Origin of the sequence: Curtobacterium sp. MCLR17_059, assembly GCF_003234665.1 — a bacterium.
In the GTDB taxonomy this organism is placed as follows: Bacteria; Actinomycetota; Actinomycetes; order Actinomycetales; family Microbacteriaceae; genus Curtobacterium; species Curtobacterium flaccumfaciens.
On sequence record NZ_QKSU01000001.1, the window covers coordinates 277398 to 294026 of the forward strand.

A 16629-nucleotide genomic window follows, 5' to 3' on the forward strand; every position below is an offset into this window, starting at 1 on the left:
CGCGAAACACGACCGAGACACCGGGGCAACGCAGCCCCCGTACCGTTGCCGCATGACCGCGCTCGACCGTGCCATCGCCGACCCGCCACGGGTGCCGGGCATCGGCACGCGCTCCCCCGTCGACGGGCTGTCCCGGCGGAGCATCGGCCCGGTCGACGTGCTGGCGCAGTCGGTGTCCGCGGTCGCACCGTCGGCGGCGGCCACCACGATCCCGGTGCTCGTCGCGACCGTCGCCGGGCAGGGCGCGACGTGGTCCCTGCTCGCCGCGATGGCGCTGTCGTTCCTGGTCGGACGCACCGTGAACCAGTTCGTCCGACGCGTGGCGGGCACCGGCTCGCTCTACACCTACGTCTCGCTCGGCCTGGGGCCGGCGGCCGGTGTGGTCGCGGGCGCCGCACTGCTGCTCGGCTACGGGTTCATCGCGATGTTCTCGCTCACCGGCAGCGGCTACTACCTCGACTACCTGCTGTCCCGGTTCGTCCCGTTGGCCGGCACCGGCTCCCTGGTCACGGTCGTGGTGATCACCGTCATGGGCGCCGCGGTGTTCGCCGTCATCGCCCTCGGGGTCCGGTTGTCGACGCGCCTCACCCTGCTCGTCGAGACCCTGTCCGTCGCCGTCATCGTCGTGCTGATCGTCGCCCTGGTCGCACGGCTGCAGCCCGTCGACACGTCCGCCCTCGCACTCGGCCCGACCGCACCGGCGCCCTTCGCGGTGGGCACGGCGCTCGCGGTCACCGCCTTCGTCGGGTTCGAGAGCGCGTCGGTGCTCGGCGTGGAGGCCCGGCGCCCGTTCCAGGCGATCCCCCGCGCGATCTCGTGGACCGTCCTGGTCGCGGGCGTGCTCTACGTCGTGAGCGCTGCCGCCCAGCAGACCGGGTTCGCCGCGATCGGCGCCGACCTCGCCACGAGCGCCTCGCCGGTCAACGAGCTCGCCACGGCCTTCGGCATGCAGTGGGTCGGGTGGGCGCTCGACCTCGGGATCGCCGCCTCGTTCGCCGCGTGCGCGATCGCCTCGACGACGGCGCTCGTCCGGGTGCTGTTCGCGATGGGCCGTGAAGGGGTGCTGCCCGCAGCGCTCGGGCGGGCGTCGCCCCGGTTCCGGACACCCTTCGTCGCGGGCGTGCTGGCGTGCTCGGTGCTGACCGCGCTGCCCGTCCTCGGGCTCCTCACCGGCATCCCGACCTGGTCCCTGATGGAGGCCGAACTCGTCGTCGCGGCACTCGGGTACCTGACGGCATACGCGATGACGTGCTTCGCGGCTCCGGTGTTCCTGCGACGCATCGGCGAGCTGACGACCGGGGTGGCGACCACCGCGGTGACGACCGGTGTCCTGCTCACCGCCGTGCTGCTCACCTACGCCGGGGTGGAGGCCGCATCGCCCCGGTGGCCGGCCGTCGTCCTCGCCGTCGGGGCGGTCACCGCGGTCGTCGTCGCGTTCCTGGTGGCGACCCGTCGGCGACCCTGGCGACGGGGTCGGAGCCGGGCGGTGTACGACGTGCCGGTCGAGGCGGACCTGCTGGGCGCCTCCCGGTCGTCCGCCGGACCCGGCCCCGGGACGGGGGTGCGGTGAGCGAACCCGGTCTCCGCGCGCGGCAGCCGAAGGCGATCCAGAACGCCCTCGCGGTGCTCGAGGCGGTCGCGCACGCCGGGCCCGGCGTCACCGCCCAGCAGATCTCGGACGCGCTCGGGATGCCGCGGGCGACCACCTACCGGCTCATCACGCTGCTCGTGGAGGACGAGTACCTGGTGCGGCTGCCGGACCTGCGCGGCTTCGCCCTGGGGCACAAGGTCTCGGAGCTCGCCGGCGTCGCCCCGACCGCGGCCCCGTCGGTCCCACCACTCCCCCGAGCCGTCCGGTCCGTCCTGTCCGACGTGCGCTCGGCGGTCCGCGCCGGGGTGCACCTGGCCCGGTACGACGCCGACGGGATCTGCGACGTCGACGTCGACCCGGACTTCCCGCTCCTCGACGCGACCGCCCTGCGATCGGCACCCGGGTCGAGCGCGATGGGGCGGCTGCATGCAGGCGGCGGTGCCTCGGCGTCGCAGGTCGGTGCCTTCGTGCGGGGCTTCGGGTGCCTGGCCCTGCCCGTCCGCGGCGAGCGCGGTGAGCTCGTGGCGGGGCTGACGTTGTCCGCGCCCGCGGCCCGGGTGGAGTCCCCTGGCCAGGCCCTGGTGCACCTGCGGACGGCGGTCGCGCGGCTCGAGCCCCTACTCGGCTGAGCTCTCGGCGTCCTCCGAGCGATCTCTTGGCACTCACCAGGGTCGAGTGCTAAAACGGTGGCAGTTGAGTCGAGGGGACTCAACGAGAACCACGAAGGAGTTGATTTCGATGACGATGAACTTCGACCCGTTCCGCGAGCTCGACCGACTCGCGGGTTCGCTCCTCGGCACCGCCGGCCCGCGCTCGATGCCGATGGACCTGTACCGCACCGGGGACCACTACGTCCTCGACGTCGACCTGCCCGGCATCGACCCGGGCTCCGTCGACATCGACGTGGACGGTTCCGTCCTGACCATCCGCGCCGAGCGCACCCTTGGCGCGCCCGAGGGCTCGCAGTGGCTCACGCGTGAGCGCCAGCCCGGCACGTTCGTCCGGCAGCTGACGCTCGGCGACGGCCTGGACGCCGAGCGCATCACCGCCGGGTACGACAACGGTGTGCTGAGCGTCACGATCCCCGTCAAGGAGTCCGCGAAGCCCCGCAAGATCGCCGTCACCGTCGGTGGCGCGTCCGAGCAGCTCGCGGTCGGTTCCGGCGCGGTCGGTTCCGGCGCCGCCGCAGAGTGAGGAGCTGAGCGATGACGTCCGTCCTGTTGAACGCGGTGGTCGCGGTCCTCGTCGTCACCGCGGCGCTCGCGCTGACGAGCCTGGACCGGCGCACCGCCCTGCTCCTCGGGGCCACCGGCAGCCTGACCGGCACGTTCCTGACCTGGGTCGCCGCGCCTCGGCTGTTCGAGCAGTCACTCCTGGCGCCCTGGGTCGCGGCGGTCCTCGGCACGGCCCTGCTGATCGCGGGGTGGAGCGCGGTGCGCGCCTACTCGGGCATCTTCGAGGCACCGCGCGACGAAGAACCCGAGACGGGGGCGCTGATGACCGTGGGCGGGTCCGCCCCGTCGGTGCGGTGACCACCTGACGGACAGGAGGCCCGGTGCACGTCGTGCGCCGGGCCTCCTGTCATCCGTCGGTCGCGTGGGCGACCGTCGGGACTACTCCTTGTTCAGCTTGTCCTGCACCAGGCCGGCCGTCTTCTCGACGACGTTCGGCAGCTCGGTGGTGCCGTAGAGCCGGACGTCGGGGTGCGTGGGCGGGGGCATCGGGACCGAGGTGGTCGGGCCGTCGTGGTACGAGTACTCGCCCTTGCCGTCGAACGAGGGGCCGCTCGCCCACGGGCCGTTCTTCGCCTCGGCACCGTCGGAGAAGTTGAGGTACTGGTAGTTGACCTCCTGGTTCTCCTTCGACTGCGGGAAGTTGCTCGGCACGGGGAAGCCCTCGACGCCCTTCTCGCGCAGCTCGGCGGCAGCGGTCGCCCACATGTTCTGGTGCATGGTGTCGCGGGCGATGAGGAAGGACAGCAGGTCCCGCACGCCGTGGTCGTCGGTCATGTGGTAGAGCCGCGCGGCCTGCACACGACCCTGCATCTCGGCGTTCTCGTTCGCCGTGAAGTCGGCGAGCAGGTTGCCGCTGGCGGTGATGTACGAGCCCTGCCAGGGGTTGCCGTTGCTGTCCACCGGGCGGGCACCCGCACCGGCGACGATCGCGTGCTGGACGTCGGTGCCGCCGACGATCGCGGCGACCGTGGGGTCGTCCTGCAGCGCGTCCTCGGTGATGCCGAGCGGGGACTTCTCGAGCAGCTGCGCGATCATCGTCGCGAGCATCTCGACGTGGCCCATCTCCTCGGCGCCGATGCCGAACACCATGTCGCGGTACTTGCCGGGGATGTGCATGTTCCACGCCTGGAACTGGTACTGCATGGCGACGGAGATCTCTCCGTACTGGCCACCGAGCACCTCCTGCAGCTTGCGGGCGTAGATCGCGTCGGGCTTGTCGGGCGTTGCCTTGAACTGCAGTTCCTGCTTGTGGAAGTACACGTGGCTCTCCTTCACTCCAGCGGGTGCCCGTCGATCGAGCGGGTCCGTGTGCGATGGTCGGCGCGACCGCCTCAGCGCCGTCCCAAGGAAAGCCAGATCGCGCAGACGGGCGTCAGCGTCCTCTCCCGCGTCGACGCAAGGCGACGACCCCGGCCCAGACCGTGCAGCCGGTGAACCCGAGAACGAGCACGGACACGACGGGGATCGCGAACCCATCTCCGATCGACTGCTGTCCGCGGAGCCAGACGACGACGAGGAGCAGTACCAAACACCCTGCGGCGATGATCGTCGCGACATTGCCAGCTGATCGTGAGCCCATGTCCACCTCGTTCCGTTGCGATACCCACCGCATGCACACCTGGCGGGCTTGCGTGATGATTCTTCAAGAGTAAGTTCGTTGTTGTTCCGAATTCCACGAACGGAATTCGGGGCACGATGCACAATTCGTTGCGCGGACAGCCTACCGCAGTCCCGCAGAGGGGAGAAAGAATGCATCTGCATCAGAAAATCCGGAAGGCAGCACTGGGGAGTGCGGCCGCCGCACTCGCACTCGGCGGAGTCGTCGGTGTGAGTACCGTCACCGCAGCGCCGGCGAGCGCGATGGTCTGCGGGTACAGCGAAGAGATCGAGGACTACGATTCGACCTTCGCGATCAACGTCCCAGTGGTCGGGTCGATATCGCCGTTCAGTGGTCAGCGCCAGGTCGCGCATTACGGGAATTGCGGCAGCGGCAATGTGAAGATCAAGGTGACGATGAAGGGCGGGAGCAAGAACTACTGCGTCCAGCCCGGCGACGTCCGACTGGGATTCACCGAGAACGACAAGCAGATCTCAGGGGCCAGCAAGGTCGGAAGCTGTTAGGGGGAGAGCGATGAAGCTCTGGACGAAGATCGGTGGCACGGCACTCGCCGCCACCATGATGTTCGGCGGGTCGCTGGCAGCGGCCGGTCCCGCGAACGCCGCGTCACCGTGCGGTTTCTACCCGATCACGACGGGGAACATCGGCGGCGGGGACGACGGACACTACGAGAAGGGCACCTACAACAACTGCAAGTCGGACCCGGTCCAGATCACCGTCAAGTACACGTACACGTCGAAGAGCCTGTGCTTGTCGGCCGGCGAGACGACGTTGTACGCCAATCCGGATTACGGGGCCCTGACCGGTGCCTCGTGGACCGGCAAGTACTGCTGATCGCGATCTGACCACCGGAGCTCCTGCCCGCCATCGGGTGGGGGCTCCGGTGCGCGACGGGCGGGCAGACCGCACCGTCCCGGCATAGCGTGGCCGCGTGGACCTCGAACTCAAGAACCGTGTCGCACTCGTCGTCGGAGGCAAGGGGTACATCGGTACCGCCGTCGCCCACCGCCTCCGCACCGAGGGGGCGACCGTCGTCGTCGCTTCCCGCAGCGCCGAGGACTCCGACGGCAGCGTGCCGATCGACACCGCCTCGCAGGAGTCGGTGGACGCAGGCATCGCCGCCGTCCTCGAGCGGCACGGGCGCATCGACGTGCTGGTCGTGACCGCTGCCCCGAGCGCGAGCACCCTCGACCCGGCCCGGAAGTCCGACCCGGAGCAGGTCCTCGACGCGATCGACGGCAAGGCGCTCGGGTTCCTCCGCGTCGCGAACGCCGTGCTCCCGGCCCAGCGCGAGGCCGGGTTCGGCCGCGTGGTCGTGGTGAGCGGGCAGAACGCCTACTTCTCCGGCAACATCACGGCCTCGCTCCGGAACACGGCGGTGAGCGTCATCGCGAAGAACCTGGCCGACGACGTGGCGGGCACCGGGGTCACGGTGAACGTCATCAACCCCGGGACCGTGACGGACACCCCGTCCGCCGAGGTCCGCCCGGGAGGCCCCGGCGACTCGACACCGCAGCAGATCGCCGACCTCGTCGCGTTCCTGTCGTCGCCGCTGAACGCGGTGTCCGGCGAGTCCGTCTCGATCGCGCACCGCCAGCTGGGGTCCGTCGTCGTCTGATCCCCGAGTACCGGGTGATCACCCCTCGCTTCACCCGCAGGGACGAAGCGCTTCGCCCCTGCGCCCGATGCCCCGGCGACTCCGGGCCACGAGTCTGGTGACATGGAGTCCTCGACGAAGCACACGATCGCCACGCTGCTGCTCTGCGCCGCGATCGTCACCACGACCGTCATCGCCCTCGCCGCCATGACCGCGGGCGCGTGACGTCGGTCCGCGCTGCCCGGCGTGGGCGGCATGCGATGATCGAGCCGTGACGGACCGGCGCACGTTCCTCCGGCCGCTCGCCACCCGGTCGATCGCCGTCGACGTGGCCTGGGCGGCCCTGGCGGCGTTCGTCTTCCTGCTGCCCATCGACCTCGAGCTCGAGCACGCGAGCCTCGCCGCGGTGCTGTCGGCCTCGGTGGCGATCGCCCTGCGTCGCATCTCCCCGTCCGCCGCGATGGCCATGGTCGTCGTCCTCGGGGTGATCCAGGTCGGCGGCGGCGAGCGCCCGTCGCTGGTGGACCTCGCGCTCTTCGTCGTGATCGGCACCGCCGCGGTCGTGGGCACCCGCACCGAGGTCGTCGTCTCCGGCGTGCTCGCGGTCGTCGCCGGAGCGGGTGCGACGGTCTACCTGGCGTCGACCGGCTTCCGGTTCCTCGTGCTCATCAACGGCCCGCGCGACCAGGCGTTCCTGGCGATGGCCGCCCCGGTGACCGCGCTGCTCGGGGTCTGGGCGGGCGGGGTCGCCGTCCGGGCCTTCCGCTCCCGCGACCGCGAGTCGGAGCGCCGTGCCGACGCCGAGGCCGCAGCATCGCGTGCCGAAGCCGTCGCCACCGAGGCCGAGGCCACCGCCACCCGCGCGATCGACGTCGCCGAGTCCGAACGCATCCGCGCGGACATCGCCCGGGACGTGCACGACGTCGTCGGCCACTCGCTCGCGGTCATCATCGCGCAGGCCGACTCGGTGCCGTTCCTCGACGACGAGGCGCGCATCCGAGCGGTCAGCGCCACCATCGCGAGCACCGCCCGGAGTTCCCTGGTCGAGGTCCGACAGGTCCTCGGGCACATCGACGGCTCCGCCGAGGCGACCGGCCCGGGGTCGCTCGAGGAGATCGTGCAGGGCATCCGCGACGCCGGGGTCGACGTCGACCGCACGGTGCGCGGGGTCCCCCTGGCCCTGCGCCCGGACACCGGCACGGCCGCCCGCCGCGTGCTGCAGGAGATGCTCACGAACGCCCTGCGCCACGGCGCCCCCGGCAACCCGGTCGTCGTGCGGGAGACCTGGCGGAACGCCGACCTGGTGCTCGAGGTCGAGAACGTCGCCGGAGACGGCACCACCGCTGGCTCCGGCCGCGGGATCGACGGCATGGACTCGCGCCTCGGCGCCCTCGGTGGGTCGTTCGACGCCGCCGTGCTGGACGACGTGTTCACGGCACGCGCCCGCATCCCGTTCGACGTCCAAGGGGGACCCGTCCGATGACCGAACCGATCAGGATCCTGCTCACCGACGACCAGGCGCTGTTCCGCGCCGGGCTCCGGGTGGTGCTCGACGCCCAGGACGACATGCGCGTGGTCGGTGAGGCCTCCGACGGCGCCGAAGCGCTCGCGCTCATCCCCGAGGTGCGGCCCGACGTGGTGCTGCTCGACATGCGGATGGCCGGCATGGACGGCGTGGAGACCGTCCGGCAGCTATATTCCGGCGCCGTCCCGGGTCCGCTGCCGCGCGTCGTCGTGCTCACCACCTTCGGGCTCGACCCGGCGGCGGCGACCGCGATCCGGCTCGGCGCCAGCGGGTTCCTGCTCAAGGACACCACGCCCCCGTTCCTGTTCGCCGCGGTGCGGGCCGTGCACGAGGGCAGCTCGGTCATCGCACCGAACGACCTCGCGCAGCTGTTCGGCACCGACGTGGCGCGGGCCCCGGCACCGCAGCCGCCGGAGTTCGCGACCCTGACCGAGCGGGAGCGCGTCGTGTTCGGGTGGGCGTCCCGCGGCCTGTCGAACGCCGAGATCGCCACCAGGGAGTACGTCACCGAGTCGACGGTGAAGACCCAGATCTCGAGCATCCTCGGCAAGTTGTCACTGCGCGACCGGGTGCAGCTCGTCGTCTACGCACACGACCACGGGCTGGCGGGCACCCGCGAGGACTAGTCCGCGGCGATCCGGTCGAGCCACTCCGCGAGCATCGTCCGCTCGGCTGGCGACAGTCGATCGAGCCGGGGCGCTGCGGCACGGAGCGTGATCGCGGCGCTCGTCACGGCGTTACGCCCCCGGCCCTGACCACCCGGGGCCGCGCCGCCGTCGTCCGTCGTCGGCCCGCTCGGCACGAGGATCCGCCCGAGCACGGCATCGAGGACGTCATCGGCGAGTGACGGGTCCCGCTCGTCCGCCGGAGCGGCCAGGATCGCGAGCACCGCACCGGTGCCGGCCGCGTGCACGAGCTCGACCGCGCGGTGTTCCGGCACGGCCAGTCGTCCGGCCTCGGCCACCCGCTGGATGCGTTCGGCGAGCAGCGCGGTACCGGCGCGGGCGGCTGCCGACCGACGGCCGCGCTCCGGGTCGCTCAACAGCACGAACAGGTCGGGGTTCGCCAGCCCGAAGCCGATCGTCATCGACCACCCGGTGCGCAGGTCCTCGACGGGGTCGGTCGCCTCGTCACGAGCAGCCCGGACAGCGTCGGCCTTCATCGCCGAGAACGTCGCCATCGCGTGCTCGGCGACCGCTTCGAGCAGACCGTCCTTGTCGCCGAACAGCCGGTAGATGGTCGGTGCCTGGACGCCTGCGCCGTCCGCGACCGCCCGTGTGGTCACCGCCGCGGCGCCGCGTTCACGCAGCATGGTGCCGGCGACCTCGACGATGCGCGCACGCGTCTCGTCGCGCTGGCTTCCCTGCTCGATCACGGAACAACGATAACGGATCCGTGCTATCACTGTGTTACCAGCGCTACCGACGTGCTGTTTCCACCGATACGGAGAAGTCATGATCGTCATCACCGGGGCCACCGGAGCCCTCAACGGCGCGACCGCCGACCACCTGCTCGAGCACCTCGCGCCGTCCGACCTGGCGGTGGTGACCCGTGAGCCGGCCCGAGCACAGCGGTTCGCCGACCGCGGCGTCGAGGTCCGCCGCGGCGACTACGCCGAACCGGAGACCCTGCAGGCAGCCTTCGCGGGCGCCGATCAGCTCCTGCTCGTCTCGTCGAGCGACCCGGCCGCCGACGCCGTCGCGCTGCACCGTGCCGCGGTCGACGCGGCCGTGGACGCCGGCGTCGGCCGGGTCCTGTACACGAGCCACCAGGGCGCCGCGCACGGTTCGCCCTTCGTGCCCGCCGCGCACCACGCCGCCACCGAGGACCTGCTCCGCGACTCCGGGCTGCCGTGGACGAGCCTGCGGAACGGCTTCTACGCGCACAGCGCCGCCTGGATGACGGGACCGTGGCAGGAGACCGGCACGGTGTCCGTCCCCGTCGACGGCCCGGTGTCGTGGACCGCCCGCGGGGACGCCGCCGAGGCAGCCGCCGCGATCCTGCTCGCCGATCAGCCGTTCGACGGGCCGGTGACGCTCACCGCTCCGGACGCGCCGACCTTCGCCGACCTGGCTCGGCAGGCGTCCGAGGTGTCCGGTCGGACGATCGGGTTCGAGGCCCTGGGCGAGGACGAGTGGCGTGCCCGTGCGCTGGCCGCGGGGCAGGACCCGCACATGGTCGGGTTCCTGCTCGGCATGTACCAGGCCGCCGAGCGGGGCCTGTTCGCCGGCACCGATCCGCTGCTCGGCGAACTGCTCGGTCGCGCCCCACGGCCGGTGCGTGACCAGCTCAGCTGAGCGCCGCGACCTCGTCGAGGATCGCCTCGACCGCTGCGGGGTCGTGGGCGAACCGACCGAGGAACAGGCCGCCGATCCGCCCCTGCCCCCGGGTGAGCAGGCCCGGTCCGGCACTGCCGCCGTAGAGGACGGTGCTGCCGTGCAGCTCGGGCCGGGTGCCGAGGTGCTGCTCGATCCCGTCGAGCACCGCCACGATGTGGTCGTCCGGTGCGGGTGCCGGTGCGCCGATCGCCCACACCGGTTCGTAGGCGACGGTCAGGGGTCCGGCGAGCCCGTCCGCGTCGGCCGTCGAGACGGCCCGGTCGAGCTGCGCGGTCACCGCCGCCACGGCCTCGGTCGTATCGGAGGCCCGGTCCGGCTCCCCGACGCAGACCAGCGGACGCAGGTGGTTGCGGAACGCCGCGTGCACCTTCCCCGCGATCGTCGCGTCGTCCTCGTGGAACAGGGAGCGCCGTTCGGCGTGCCCGATCTCGACCAGGTCGACACCGATCTCCCGCAGTTCGGCGCCGGAGACCTCGCCGGTGAACGCGCCCGCGTCGGCCCACGACAGGTCCTGCGCGGCGAGGAGCACTCCCGACCCGGAGAGCACGTCGCGGACGGGCACGAGCGCCGGGAACGTCGGCGCCACGAAGAGCGTCGCCGCTCCCGAGCGCACCGCGGGGTGTCGCCGGGCGATGTCGGCGACCTCGGCCGCCCACTCCAGCGTCCGGGCGTGCGAGAAGTACGTCTTCAGCGACACCCCGACGGTGATCACGGGGCGACCGTCTCCACGACGAGGGCGAAGGACAGCGCACCGGGGTCCGCGGTGCCGACGGCCTGGTCGGCGTGCGTCCGCGCCCGGCCCATCTTCGGCACGAGGGACTCCGTGGCGTCGGCCGCTTCGCGGGCGGCACGGACGGCGTCACCCCAGGCCTCGGCGAGCGCCGCACCGGCGTCGAGCCGGGTGCGGAGCACCTCGTCGAACGGCACCAGGGCGTCCACCATCGTCTTGTCACCGACGGTGGCGCCGAACGCGAGCACGGCCTCGGTGGCCGCGCGGACCCCCTGCGCGACGGTGGCACCCGACGGACGCGAGTCGTCCCCGACCACGCGACCCAGTGCCTCCAGGGCGGCACCCCAGATCGCACCGGACGTGCCGCCGGCCTTGTCGGACCAGGCGTCCGCGGCGACCAGCAGGACGGTGCCGGCACCGGCACCGCGGGTGACCGCGTCGGCGGCTGCGACGTCAGCGGCGTGCGATCCGCGCTGCATCCCGATGCCGTGGTCACCGTCACCGGCCACGGCGTCGATGCGCCCGAGTTCGTCGGCGTGCTCGTCGAGGACGGAACGGACCGCGGCGAACCCGGCGGCGACCTGCTCGGCGACCGCACGGGACTCGTCGGTCGCCGGACCGATGCCGACGCCCTCGGCGTCCGCCGCCACGGTGGACGGGTCGACGCGCTGTTCGGCGACCGCACCGCCCTTGCGGTAGGCGGGCGTGTCCGCGGGTGCTGCCCAGAGTTCCTCGAGCTCGTCGTCGAGCCAGAAGAGCGTCAGGGAGACCCCGGCCATGTCGAAGCTCGTGACGAGTTCGCCGACCTCGGGCTCCACGATGACGACGCCGGCGTCCGCCAGGCGCCGCTGCACCGAGCGGTAGACGACGAAGAGCTCCTCGTACTTGACCGAGCCCAGGCCGTTCAGGATCGGGACCACCCGCTGGCCCTCGAGCGTCACGCCGTCGGGCAGTTCGTCGAGCAGCCGGGACACCAGCAGCTCGGCCAGACCGTCGGCCGACGGCACGTCCGTCTCGTCGATGCCACGCTCGCCGTGGATGCCCATGCCGACCGCCATCCGGCCCTCGGGCACCGTGAACAGGGGTTCCTCGGCGCCCGGCAGCGAGCACCCGGAGAACGCGACGCCGAAGCTGCGCGTCCGGTCGTTCGCCCGTTCGGCGACGGCGGTGACCGTGTCGAGGTCGTCCCCGCGCTCGGCAGCGGCGCCGGCGACCTTGAAGACGCAGAGGTCACCCGCGATGCCGCGGCGCTTCGCGCGGTCGTCGGCCGGGGCGCTCGTCACGTCGTCGGTGACGCGGACCGTCCGCACCGGGATGCCGTCGGCCTCGAGTGTGCGCGCCGCGGCGTCGAAGTTCAGGACGTCACCGGCGTAGTTGCCGTAGCTGAGCAGCACACCGCCACCGTGCTCCGCGGCCTTCGCGACCCCGGTGACCTGCTGGGCGCTGGGGCTGGCGAACAGGTTGCCCATCGCGGCACCGGCGGCCAGTCCGTGTCCGACCAGCCCGCCGAACGCGGGGTAGTGGCCCGAGCCCCCGCCGATCACGACCGCGACCATGCCGTCGGGGCTCGTGGTGGAACGGGCGACCCCGCCGTGCACCCTGCGCACCCACCGCTCGTTCGCGGCGACGAAGCCGTCGGTCGCCTCGTCGGCGAAGTCCGCCGGGTCGTTGAACAGTCTGGTCATCGCTTGCTGCCCTTCGGGTCGGTGGTGCGGACGTGCGAGGTGTCGAGCAGCTCGTCGGCCTTGGCCCCGCGGAAGAACTTGGTGCAGAAGATCATCACCGCGGCGACGAACGCCAGGACGCCGAGCGAGACGATGCCGAACGCACCGCTGTCTGTGGGCACCACCTCGTTGATCGCGGTGCGCATGATCGGGGCGACGAACCCGCCGAGGTTGCCGAGCGAGTTGATCAGGCCGATGCCCGCGGCCGCCGCGGCACCGGTCAGGAACGCCGTCGGGTACGCCCAGGTGATCGGGCCGACGGCCAGGAAGCTCGCGACGGCCAGGGTGATGAACAGGATGCCGAGCACGGGCTGCCCGTTCGCACCCGCCCACGCCGAGCCGAGGATCGACAGGCCGGTCGTGACGTAGAACAGGGTGCCCCAGCGACGACGGCGTCCGACGGAGTCCGCACGCGACCCGATCAGGTAGCAGGCGACGAGCCCGACGAGCCACGGGATCGCGGACACCAGACCGACCTGCCAGCCGACGTCCTGCCCGAGCAGCGAGGACACCTGCTGCGGCAGGTAGAACGTCGTGCCGTAGACGGCGACCTGCAGGCAGAAGTAGATGATCGTGAAGTACCAGACGCGCCCGCTCGCCATCGCGCGCCAGATGCCCTTCGGGCCGTCCTCGCTGCGGGCGGTGTCCTCGCGCTCCATGGCCGCGGTGAGCGACGCCTTCTCGCCCGGTTCGAGCCACTTCGCCTGCTGCGGACTGTTCGTCAGGAACACCAGGGCCGCGATGCCCGCCAGCACCGCGAGGATCCCCTCGCCGGCGAACATCACCTGCCAGCCGTGGAACGGGGTGACCTGGTCACCGATGCTGATCAGCCCACCGGACAGCGGGGCGCCGATCATCTGCGAGAACGGCTGCGCCAGGTAGAAGGTCGCGAACATGCGCACGCGCACCTTGTTCGGGAACCACTCGGACAGGTACATGATCACGCCCGGGAACAACCCGGCCTCGGTCACACCCAGGATGAACCGCAGGATGATGAACATCGTGTCGTTCGTCGTGAAGGCGAACAGTGCGGCGACGATGCCCCACGTGACGGCGATGCGGGCGAGCCAGAAGCGCGCACCGAACCGCTTGAGCAGCAGGTTCGACGGGATCTCGAAGATCGCGTAGCCGATGAAGAAGATGCCAGCGCCCAGGGCGAAGGCGGCGTCGGAGATGCCGCGGTCGACGCGCAGGGCCTCTTCGGCGAAACCGACGTTCGTGCGGTCGAGGAACGCGACGAAGTACAGGATGACGAGCATCGGCATGAGGTGCTTCGTCGCCTTGCCGATGGCGGACTTCAGGCCGGGGTCGTTCGTCGACCCGAGCGCGGGGGCAGGGGGTAGTGACACGGGTTCGCTCCTTTGCGAGCACGGTGCGGTCGTTCTGGCGTCCGGCGATCGGTTCGGTCGTCCGGACGGGAGGCACGGATCGCGTCGCCCGGTCGGCGCGCGTTCCGTGGGCGGCTGGCCCTAGTGCATGTACAGGCCGCCGTCGACGTTGAGCGTCTGGCCCGTGACGAACCCGGCGTCCTCGCTGATCAGGTACGCGATCGCTGCAGCGATGTCCCGCGGGGTGCCGATGCGCGGCAGGACGCCGTCGGCGGCCATCTCGGTCTTCCGCTCCTCGGACAGGGTGCCGCCCATGATGTCGGTGTCGATCGGACCGGGGGCGATCGCGTTGACGGTGACGCCGCGCGGGCCGAGCTCGCGCGCCAGTCCCCGGGTCAGGCCGATCACGCCGGCCTTCGCCACCGTGTACGGGGTCTTGCTGAAGGTGCCGCCGCCGCGCTGGGCGGAGACGGACGACAGGTTCACGATGCGCCCGTAGCCGGACCGCACCATCGACTCCGCCGCCCGCAGGCTGGCGAAGTGCACGCCGTCGAGGTTGATCGACAGCACCCGGTGCCACTCCCCCTCGGGCAGGTCGAGGTAGGCGTGCGCCGACGAGACCCCCGCCAGGTTCACGAGTGCGGTGATCGGCTGGAGCTCGGCCTCGATCGTGTCGAAGGCCGCACGGACGGCGGACTCGTCGGCGACGTTCGCACCGACACCGACGGCCCGCACGCCGTGCTGTTCGCGGATCTCGGCGGCGACCTGCTCGCTCGCCGTCTGGTCGAGGTCGATGATCCCGACGTCCCACCCGGCCTCGGCCAGGTGGTGGGCGGTGGCGCGGCCGATGCCCCGCGGTGAGGCAGCCCCGGTGAGGACGACGGTGCGGTCGCGGTGCTGGCCGGCTGACTGGTTCTGGTCGCTCATGGTGTCCCTCCCGCCTCAGTGGATCGGTGCCGGGCCGAGCTCGTCGAGGAGTTTCTGCATCGCCACGTACGCCTTGTTCCGGTAGGCGACGAGCTCCGGCGTGCGGTCGGCCGGCACGTCGAGGTACCCGGCGCCGGACTTCGTGCCGAGCTCACCGGCGTCGACGTGCTGCTGCAGCGACGGCGGGGTGGCGAAGCGCTCGGGCCAGCGGGTCTGCAGCGACTCGAAGCAGAACGCGTAGACGTCGAGTCCGGCCATGTCGGCGATCGCGAACGGGCCGAAGAACGGCAGGCGGAACCCGAACGTGGTCCGCACGATGGTGTCGATGTCGTCGGGGCTCGCGATGCCCTCGTCGGCGATCTTCGTGGCCTCCTCGAACAGCGCGTACTGCAGGCGGTTCAGGACGAACCCCGTGGAGTCCTTCACCCGCGCCGACTGCTTGCCGGTCGCGGCGACGACGGTCTCGCCGACCTCGATCGCGTGCTCGTTCGTGGTCGGGTGCGGGATGAGCTCGACGCCGGGGATGAACGGTGCCGGGTTCGAGAAGTGCACGCCGAGGAACCGCTCCGGGCCCACGACCGCCTCGGCCAGCGACTCGATCAGGATCGTCGAGGTGTTCGAGCCGATCACGGCGTCGGGGCGGGCGGCCTCGCTGATGCGGCGGAGCGTGGCGTGCTTGATCTCGAGCTTCTCCGGCACGGCCTCCTCGATGAAGTCCGCGTCGGCGACGGCGGCCTCGATCGACTCGGCAGCGCTCAGGTGTGCGCGGACCCGTTCGACGGCGTCCTCGGGGAACAGCCCGTCGGCGACGAACTGTGCGGTCTCGCCGAGCAGTCGCTCCAGGTTCTGCTGGGCGATCTCGGCCGAGACGTCGGCGATCCGGACGGTGTGGCCGGCGAGGGCGAGGACCTGGGCGATCCCGCCGCCCATGTAGCCGGACCCGACGACGGCGATGTCGAGGGTGCTCATCGGATTGCTCCTTCGGTGCTGGTTGCTGCAGTCGGGGTCGCCGTCGCGTCGAGCTTCGTCGTCGCGAGGACGGATCGGATGTACTGCTGGTTGGTGGCGCAGACGCCGAGGCTGTCCCCGCCGTACTGCTCGGTCATGACGATCCCGCGGAACCCGTCGGCGACGGCGTCGCGCAGGACCTGGCGGTAGTTGATGAGGCCCGTCTCCATCGTGCTCGGCGCGCTCGTCGCCCAGCTGCCGTCGCCGGCCTCGTCACGCGTGTAGTTCTTCACGTGCAGGTAGTTCGTGTACGGCATGGTCTTCGCGAAGAGCTCCCGCCAGTCCTCGACCGGACGGTGCAGACGGATGAGGTTCGCGACGTCCGCGTTCAGCCCGACGTTGTCGAGCCCGATCTCCTCGACCAGGCGGACCGCGCTGTCGGCGGTGCCGAGGTACGTGTCCTCGTACAGCTCGAGCGCCATCGGCAGCCCGACGCTCGCAGCGTGCTCGCCGAGCTCCCGCAGGCGCTTGACCGCCGCGTTCCAGACCTCGGGGTCGTCGGGGTCCTTCGGGCCCGGTGCCGTCCAGAACCAGAGCGCGCGCTTCTGGGCGTCGGTGAACGGCTGGTGCAGCCCGGTCGAGAACACCTGCATGCCCCACTCGGCCGCCGCGTCGATGGTGCGGTGGGCGTAGGCGAGGTTCTCCTCCTCGTGCCCGGGCTGGATGACGCTCTTGCGCTGCAGGTGCACCGACGGGATGCCGATGCCGTGCGCCTTCGCGACGGCGAACAGCTCGTCGCGGCGCGAGGCTTCGAGGTCTGCGGGCCGGATGTGACTGTCGGCGAGTTCGGCGAGCGAGAAGCCGACGGCCTCGATCTGCCCGAACACCTCGTCCCACACCTCGGTGGGGGCGTCGTGGAAGGCCGTCGCGTCGCGGGTGACCTGCGCGAACCCGTGCAGGCAGGCGGCGATCGGCCAGGTCTTCGACGTCCAGGTGGTGGGGTCCCAATCCTGGTCGACCCAGTCCTGTGGAGTGGTCACGGAATGCTCCCTTGCATGTCGTGGTGG

At 71.5% G+C, this 16629-nt stretch carries 18 protein-coding genes; 10 read left to right on the plus strand and 8 right to left on the minus strand.

The features are described 5' to 3' along the window. The first annotated feature begins 52 nt into the window (after positions 1-52). From DEJ12_RS01390 to DEJ12_RS01405, 4 genes are all read left to right on the plus strand, one after another. The gene (locus tag DEJ12_RS01390) at positions 53-1570 is read left to right on the plus strand and encodes an APC family permease (protein WP_111028789.1); all 1518 of its coding nucleotides are present in this window, start codon (positions 53-55) and stop codon (positions 1568-1570) included. After that, on the plus strand, positions 1567-2220 hold the full coding sequence (locus DEJ12_RS01395) for a helix-turn-helix domain-containing protein (RefSeq protein ID WP_258370461.1): 654 nt from the start codon (positions 1567-1569) through the stop codon (positions 2218-2220). The genes DEJ12_RS01390 and DEJ12_RS01395 overlap by 4 nt, the downstream gene beginning before the upstream one ends. A gap of 109 nt (positions 2221-2329) precedes the next feature. Next, positions 2330-2785, plus strand: coding sequence for an Hsp20/alpha crystallin family protein (locus tag DEJ12_RS01400; protein WP_111028790.1), 456 nt, complete (start codon positions 2330-2332; stop codon positions 2783-2785). An 11-nt stretch (positions 2786-2796) separates the two neighbouring features. Beyond that, entirely contained in the window at positions 2797-3123 is a 327-nt protein-coding gene (locus DEJ12_RS01405; RefSeq protein WP_071404424.1) for a hypothetical protein, read from the plus strand. 81 nt (positions 3124-3204) lie between these two features. Here the strand turns inward: DEJ12_RS01405 and DEJ12_RS01410 are convergent, their stop codons facing one another. Next, positions 3205-4086 carry a manganese catalase family protein gene (locus tag DEJ12_RS01410; protein ID WP_111022461.1) on the minus strand — a complete coding sequence of 294 codons (882 nt, stop codon included), beginning with the start codon at positions 4084-4086 and terminating at the stop codon, positions 3205-3207. Between the two features lie 489 nt (positions 4087-4575). On the opposite strand from DEJ12_RS01410, the gene DEJ12_RS01415 reads away from it, so the two are divergent. The 5 genes from DEJ12_RS01415 to DEJ12_RS01435 all read left to right on the plus strand — a co-directional run bounded on the left by DEJ12_RS01415 (position 4576) and on the right by DEJ12_RS01435 (position 8192). Beyond that, positions 4576-4947, plus strand: coding sequence for a DUF6355 family natural product biosynthesis protein (locus DEJ12_RS01415; RefSeq protein WP_111028791.1), 372 nt, complete (start codon positions 4576-4578; stop codon positions 4945-4947). A gap of 10 nt (positions 4948-4957) precedes the next feature. After that, positions 4958-5278, plus strand: a complete 321-nt coding sequence (locus DEJ12_RS01420; protein ID WP_111028792.1) for a DUF6355 family natural product biosynthesis protein — start codon at positions 4958-4960, stop codon at positions 5276-5278. A gap of 97 nt (positions 5279-5375) precedes the next feature. Then, entirely contained in the window at positions 5376-6062 is a 687-nt protein-coding gene (locus DEJ12_RS01425) for an SDR family NAD(P)-dependent oxidoreductase (RefSeq protein ID WP_111028793.1), read from the plus strand. A 250-nt stretch (positions 6063-6312) separates the two neighbouring features. Beyond that, positions 6313-7524 carry a sensor histidine kinase gene (locus DEJ12_RS01430; protein ID WP_258370460.1) on the plus strand — a complete coding sequence of 404 codons (1212 nt, stop codon included), beginning with the start codon at positions 6313-6315 and terminating at the stop codon, positions 7522-7524. Further along, a complete protein-coding gene (locus tag DEJ12_RS01435) occupies positions 7521-8192 on the plus strand; it encodes a response regulator transcription factor (RefSeq protein WP_071404422.1) in 672 nt (223 codons plus the stop codon). Before DEJ12_RS01430 ends, DEJ12_RS01435 begins: the two co-directional genes overlap by 4 nt. Here DEJ12_RS01435 and DEJ12_RS01440 read toward each other — a convergent pair. After that, positions 8189-8941 carry a TetR/AcrR family transcriptional regulator gene (locus DEJ12_RS01440; protein WP_258370459.1) on the minus strand — a complete coding sequence of 251 codons (753 nt, stop codon included), beginning with the start codon at positions 8939-8941 and terminating at the stop codon, positions 8189-8191. The genes DEJ12_RS01435 and DEJ12_RS01440 overlap by 4 nt on opposite strands. Before the next feature lie 79 nt (positions 8942-9020). Here DEJ12_RS01440 and DEJ12_RS01445 point away from each other — a divergent pair, with 79 nt between their 5' ends. Further along, the gene (locus DEJ12_RS01445) at positions 9021-9863 is read left to right on the plus strand and encodes an NAD(P)H-binding protein (RefSeq protein WP_111028795.1); all 843 of its coding nucleotides are present in this window, start codon (positions 9021-9023) and stop codon (positions 9861-9863) included. Here DEJ12_RS01445 and DEJ12_RS01450 read toward each other — a convergent pair. The 6 genes from DEJ12_RS01450 to DEJ12_RS01475 form a co-directional block, all read right to left on the minus strand. Further along, positions 9856-10617 (minus strand): triose-phosphate isomerase family protein, encoded by a 762-nt coding sequence (locus DEJ12_RS01450; protein WP_111028796.1) that lies wholly within the window; start codon positions 10615-10617, stop codon positions 9856-9858. The genes DEJ12_RS01445 and DEJ12_RS01450 overlap by 8 nt on opposite strands. Further along, complete coding sequence (locus DEJ12_RS01455; RefSeq protein WP_111028797.1) at positions 10614-12320, minus strand: dihydroxyacetone kinase family protein; 1707 nt, start codon at positions 12318-12320, stop codon at positions 10614-10616. The genes DEJ12_RS01450 and DEJ12_RS01455 overlap by 4 nt, the downstream gene beginning before the upstream one ends. After that, a complete protein-coding gene (locus DEJ12_RS01460) occupies positions 12317-13708 on the minus strand; it encodes an MFS transporter (RefSeq protein ID WP_111028798.1) in 1392 nt (463 codons plus the stop codon). The genes DEJ12_RS01455 and DEJ12_RS01460 overlap by 4 nt, the downstream gene beginning before the upstream one ends. Before the next feature lie 120 nt (positions 13709-13828). Then, positions 13829-14614 (minus strand): SDR family NAD(P)-dependent oxidoreductase, encoded by a 786-nt coding sequence (locus tag DEJ12_RS01465; protein ID WP_111028799.1) that lies wholly within the window; start codon positions 14612-14614, stop codon positions 13829-13831. A gap of 15 nt (positions 14615-14629) precedes the next feature. Next, positions 14630-15583: a 3-hydroxyacyl-CoA dehydrogenase family protein gene (locus DEJ12_RS01470; protein WP_111028800.1), complete on the minus strand. Its 954-nt coding sequence runs from the start codon at positions 15581-15583 to the stop codon at positions 14630-14632. Beyond that, the gene (locus tag DEJ12_RS01475; protein WP_111028801.1) at positions 15580-16602 is read right to left on the minus strand and encodes a sugar phosphate isomerase/epimerase; all 1023 of its coding nucleotides are present in this window, start codon (positions 16600-16602) and stop codon (positions 15580-15582) included. Before DEJ12_RS01475 ends, DEJ12_RS01470 begins: the two co-directional genes overlap by 4 nt. Between the last annotated feature and the right edge of the window lie 27 nt (positions 16603-16629).

What these genes read in the sequence shown, in the direction of transcription:
- DEJ12_RS01470 (WP_111028800.1), bottom strand. Translation starts at nt 15,583, where the DNA reads ATGAGCACCCTCGACATCGCCGTCGTCGGGTCCGGCTACATGGGCGGC.
- DEJ12_RS01435 (WP_071404422.1), top strand. Translation starts at nt 7,521, where the DNA reads ATGACCGAACCGATCAGGATCCTGCTCACCGACGACCAGGCGCTGTTC.
- DEJ12_RS01445 (WP_111028795.1), top strand. Translation starts at nt 9,021, where the DNA reads ATGATCGTCATCACCGGGGCCACCGGAGCCCTCAACGGCGCGACCGCC.
- DEJ12_RS01465 (WP_111028799.1), bottom strand. Translation starts at nt 14,614, where the DNA reads ATGAGCGACCAGAACCAGTCAGCCGGCCAGCACCGCGACCGCACCGTC.
- DEJ12_RS01420 (WP_111028792.1), top strand. Translation starts at nt 4,958, where the DNA reads ATGAAGCTCTGGACGAAGATCGGTGGCACGGCACTCGCCGCCACCATG.
- DEJ12_RS01390 (WP_111028789.1), top strand. Translation starts at nt 53, where the DNA reads ATGACCGCGCTCGACCGTGCCATCGCCGACCCGCCACGGGTGCCGGGC.
- DEJ12_RS01405 (WP_071404424.1), top strand. Translation starts at nt 2,797, where the DNA reads ATGACGTCCGTCCTGTTGAACGCGGTGGTCGCGGTCCTCGTCGTCACC.
- DEJ12_RS01455 (WP_111028797.1), bottom strand. Translation starts at nt 12,320, where the DNA reads ATGACCAGACTGTTCAACGACCCGGCGGACTTCGCCGACGAGGCGACC.
- DEJ12_RS01415 (WP_111028791.1), top strand. Translation starts at nt 4,576, where the DNA reads ATGCATCTGCATCAGAAAATCCGGAAGGCAGCACTGGGGAGTGCGGCC.
- DEJ12_RS01400 (WP_111028790.1), top strand. Translation starts at nt 2,330, where the DNA reads ATGACGATGAACTTCGACCCGTTCCGCGAGCTCGACCGACTCGCGGGT.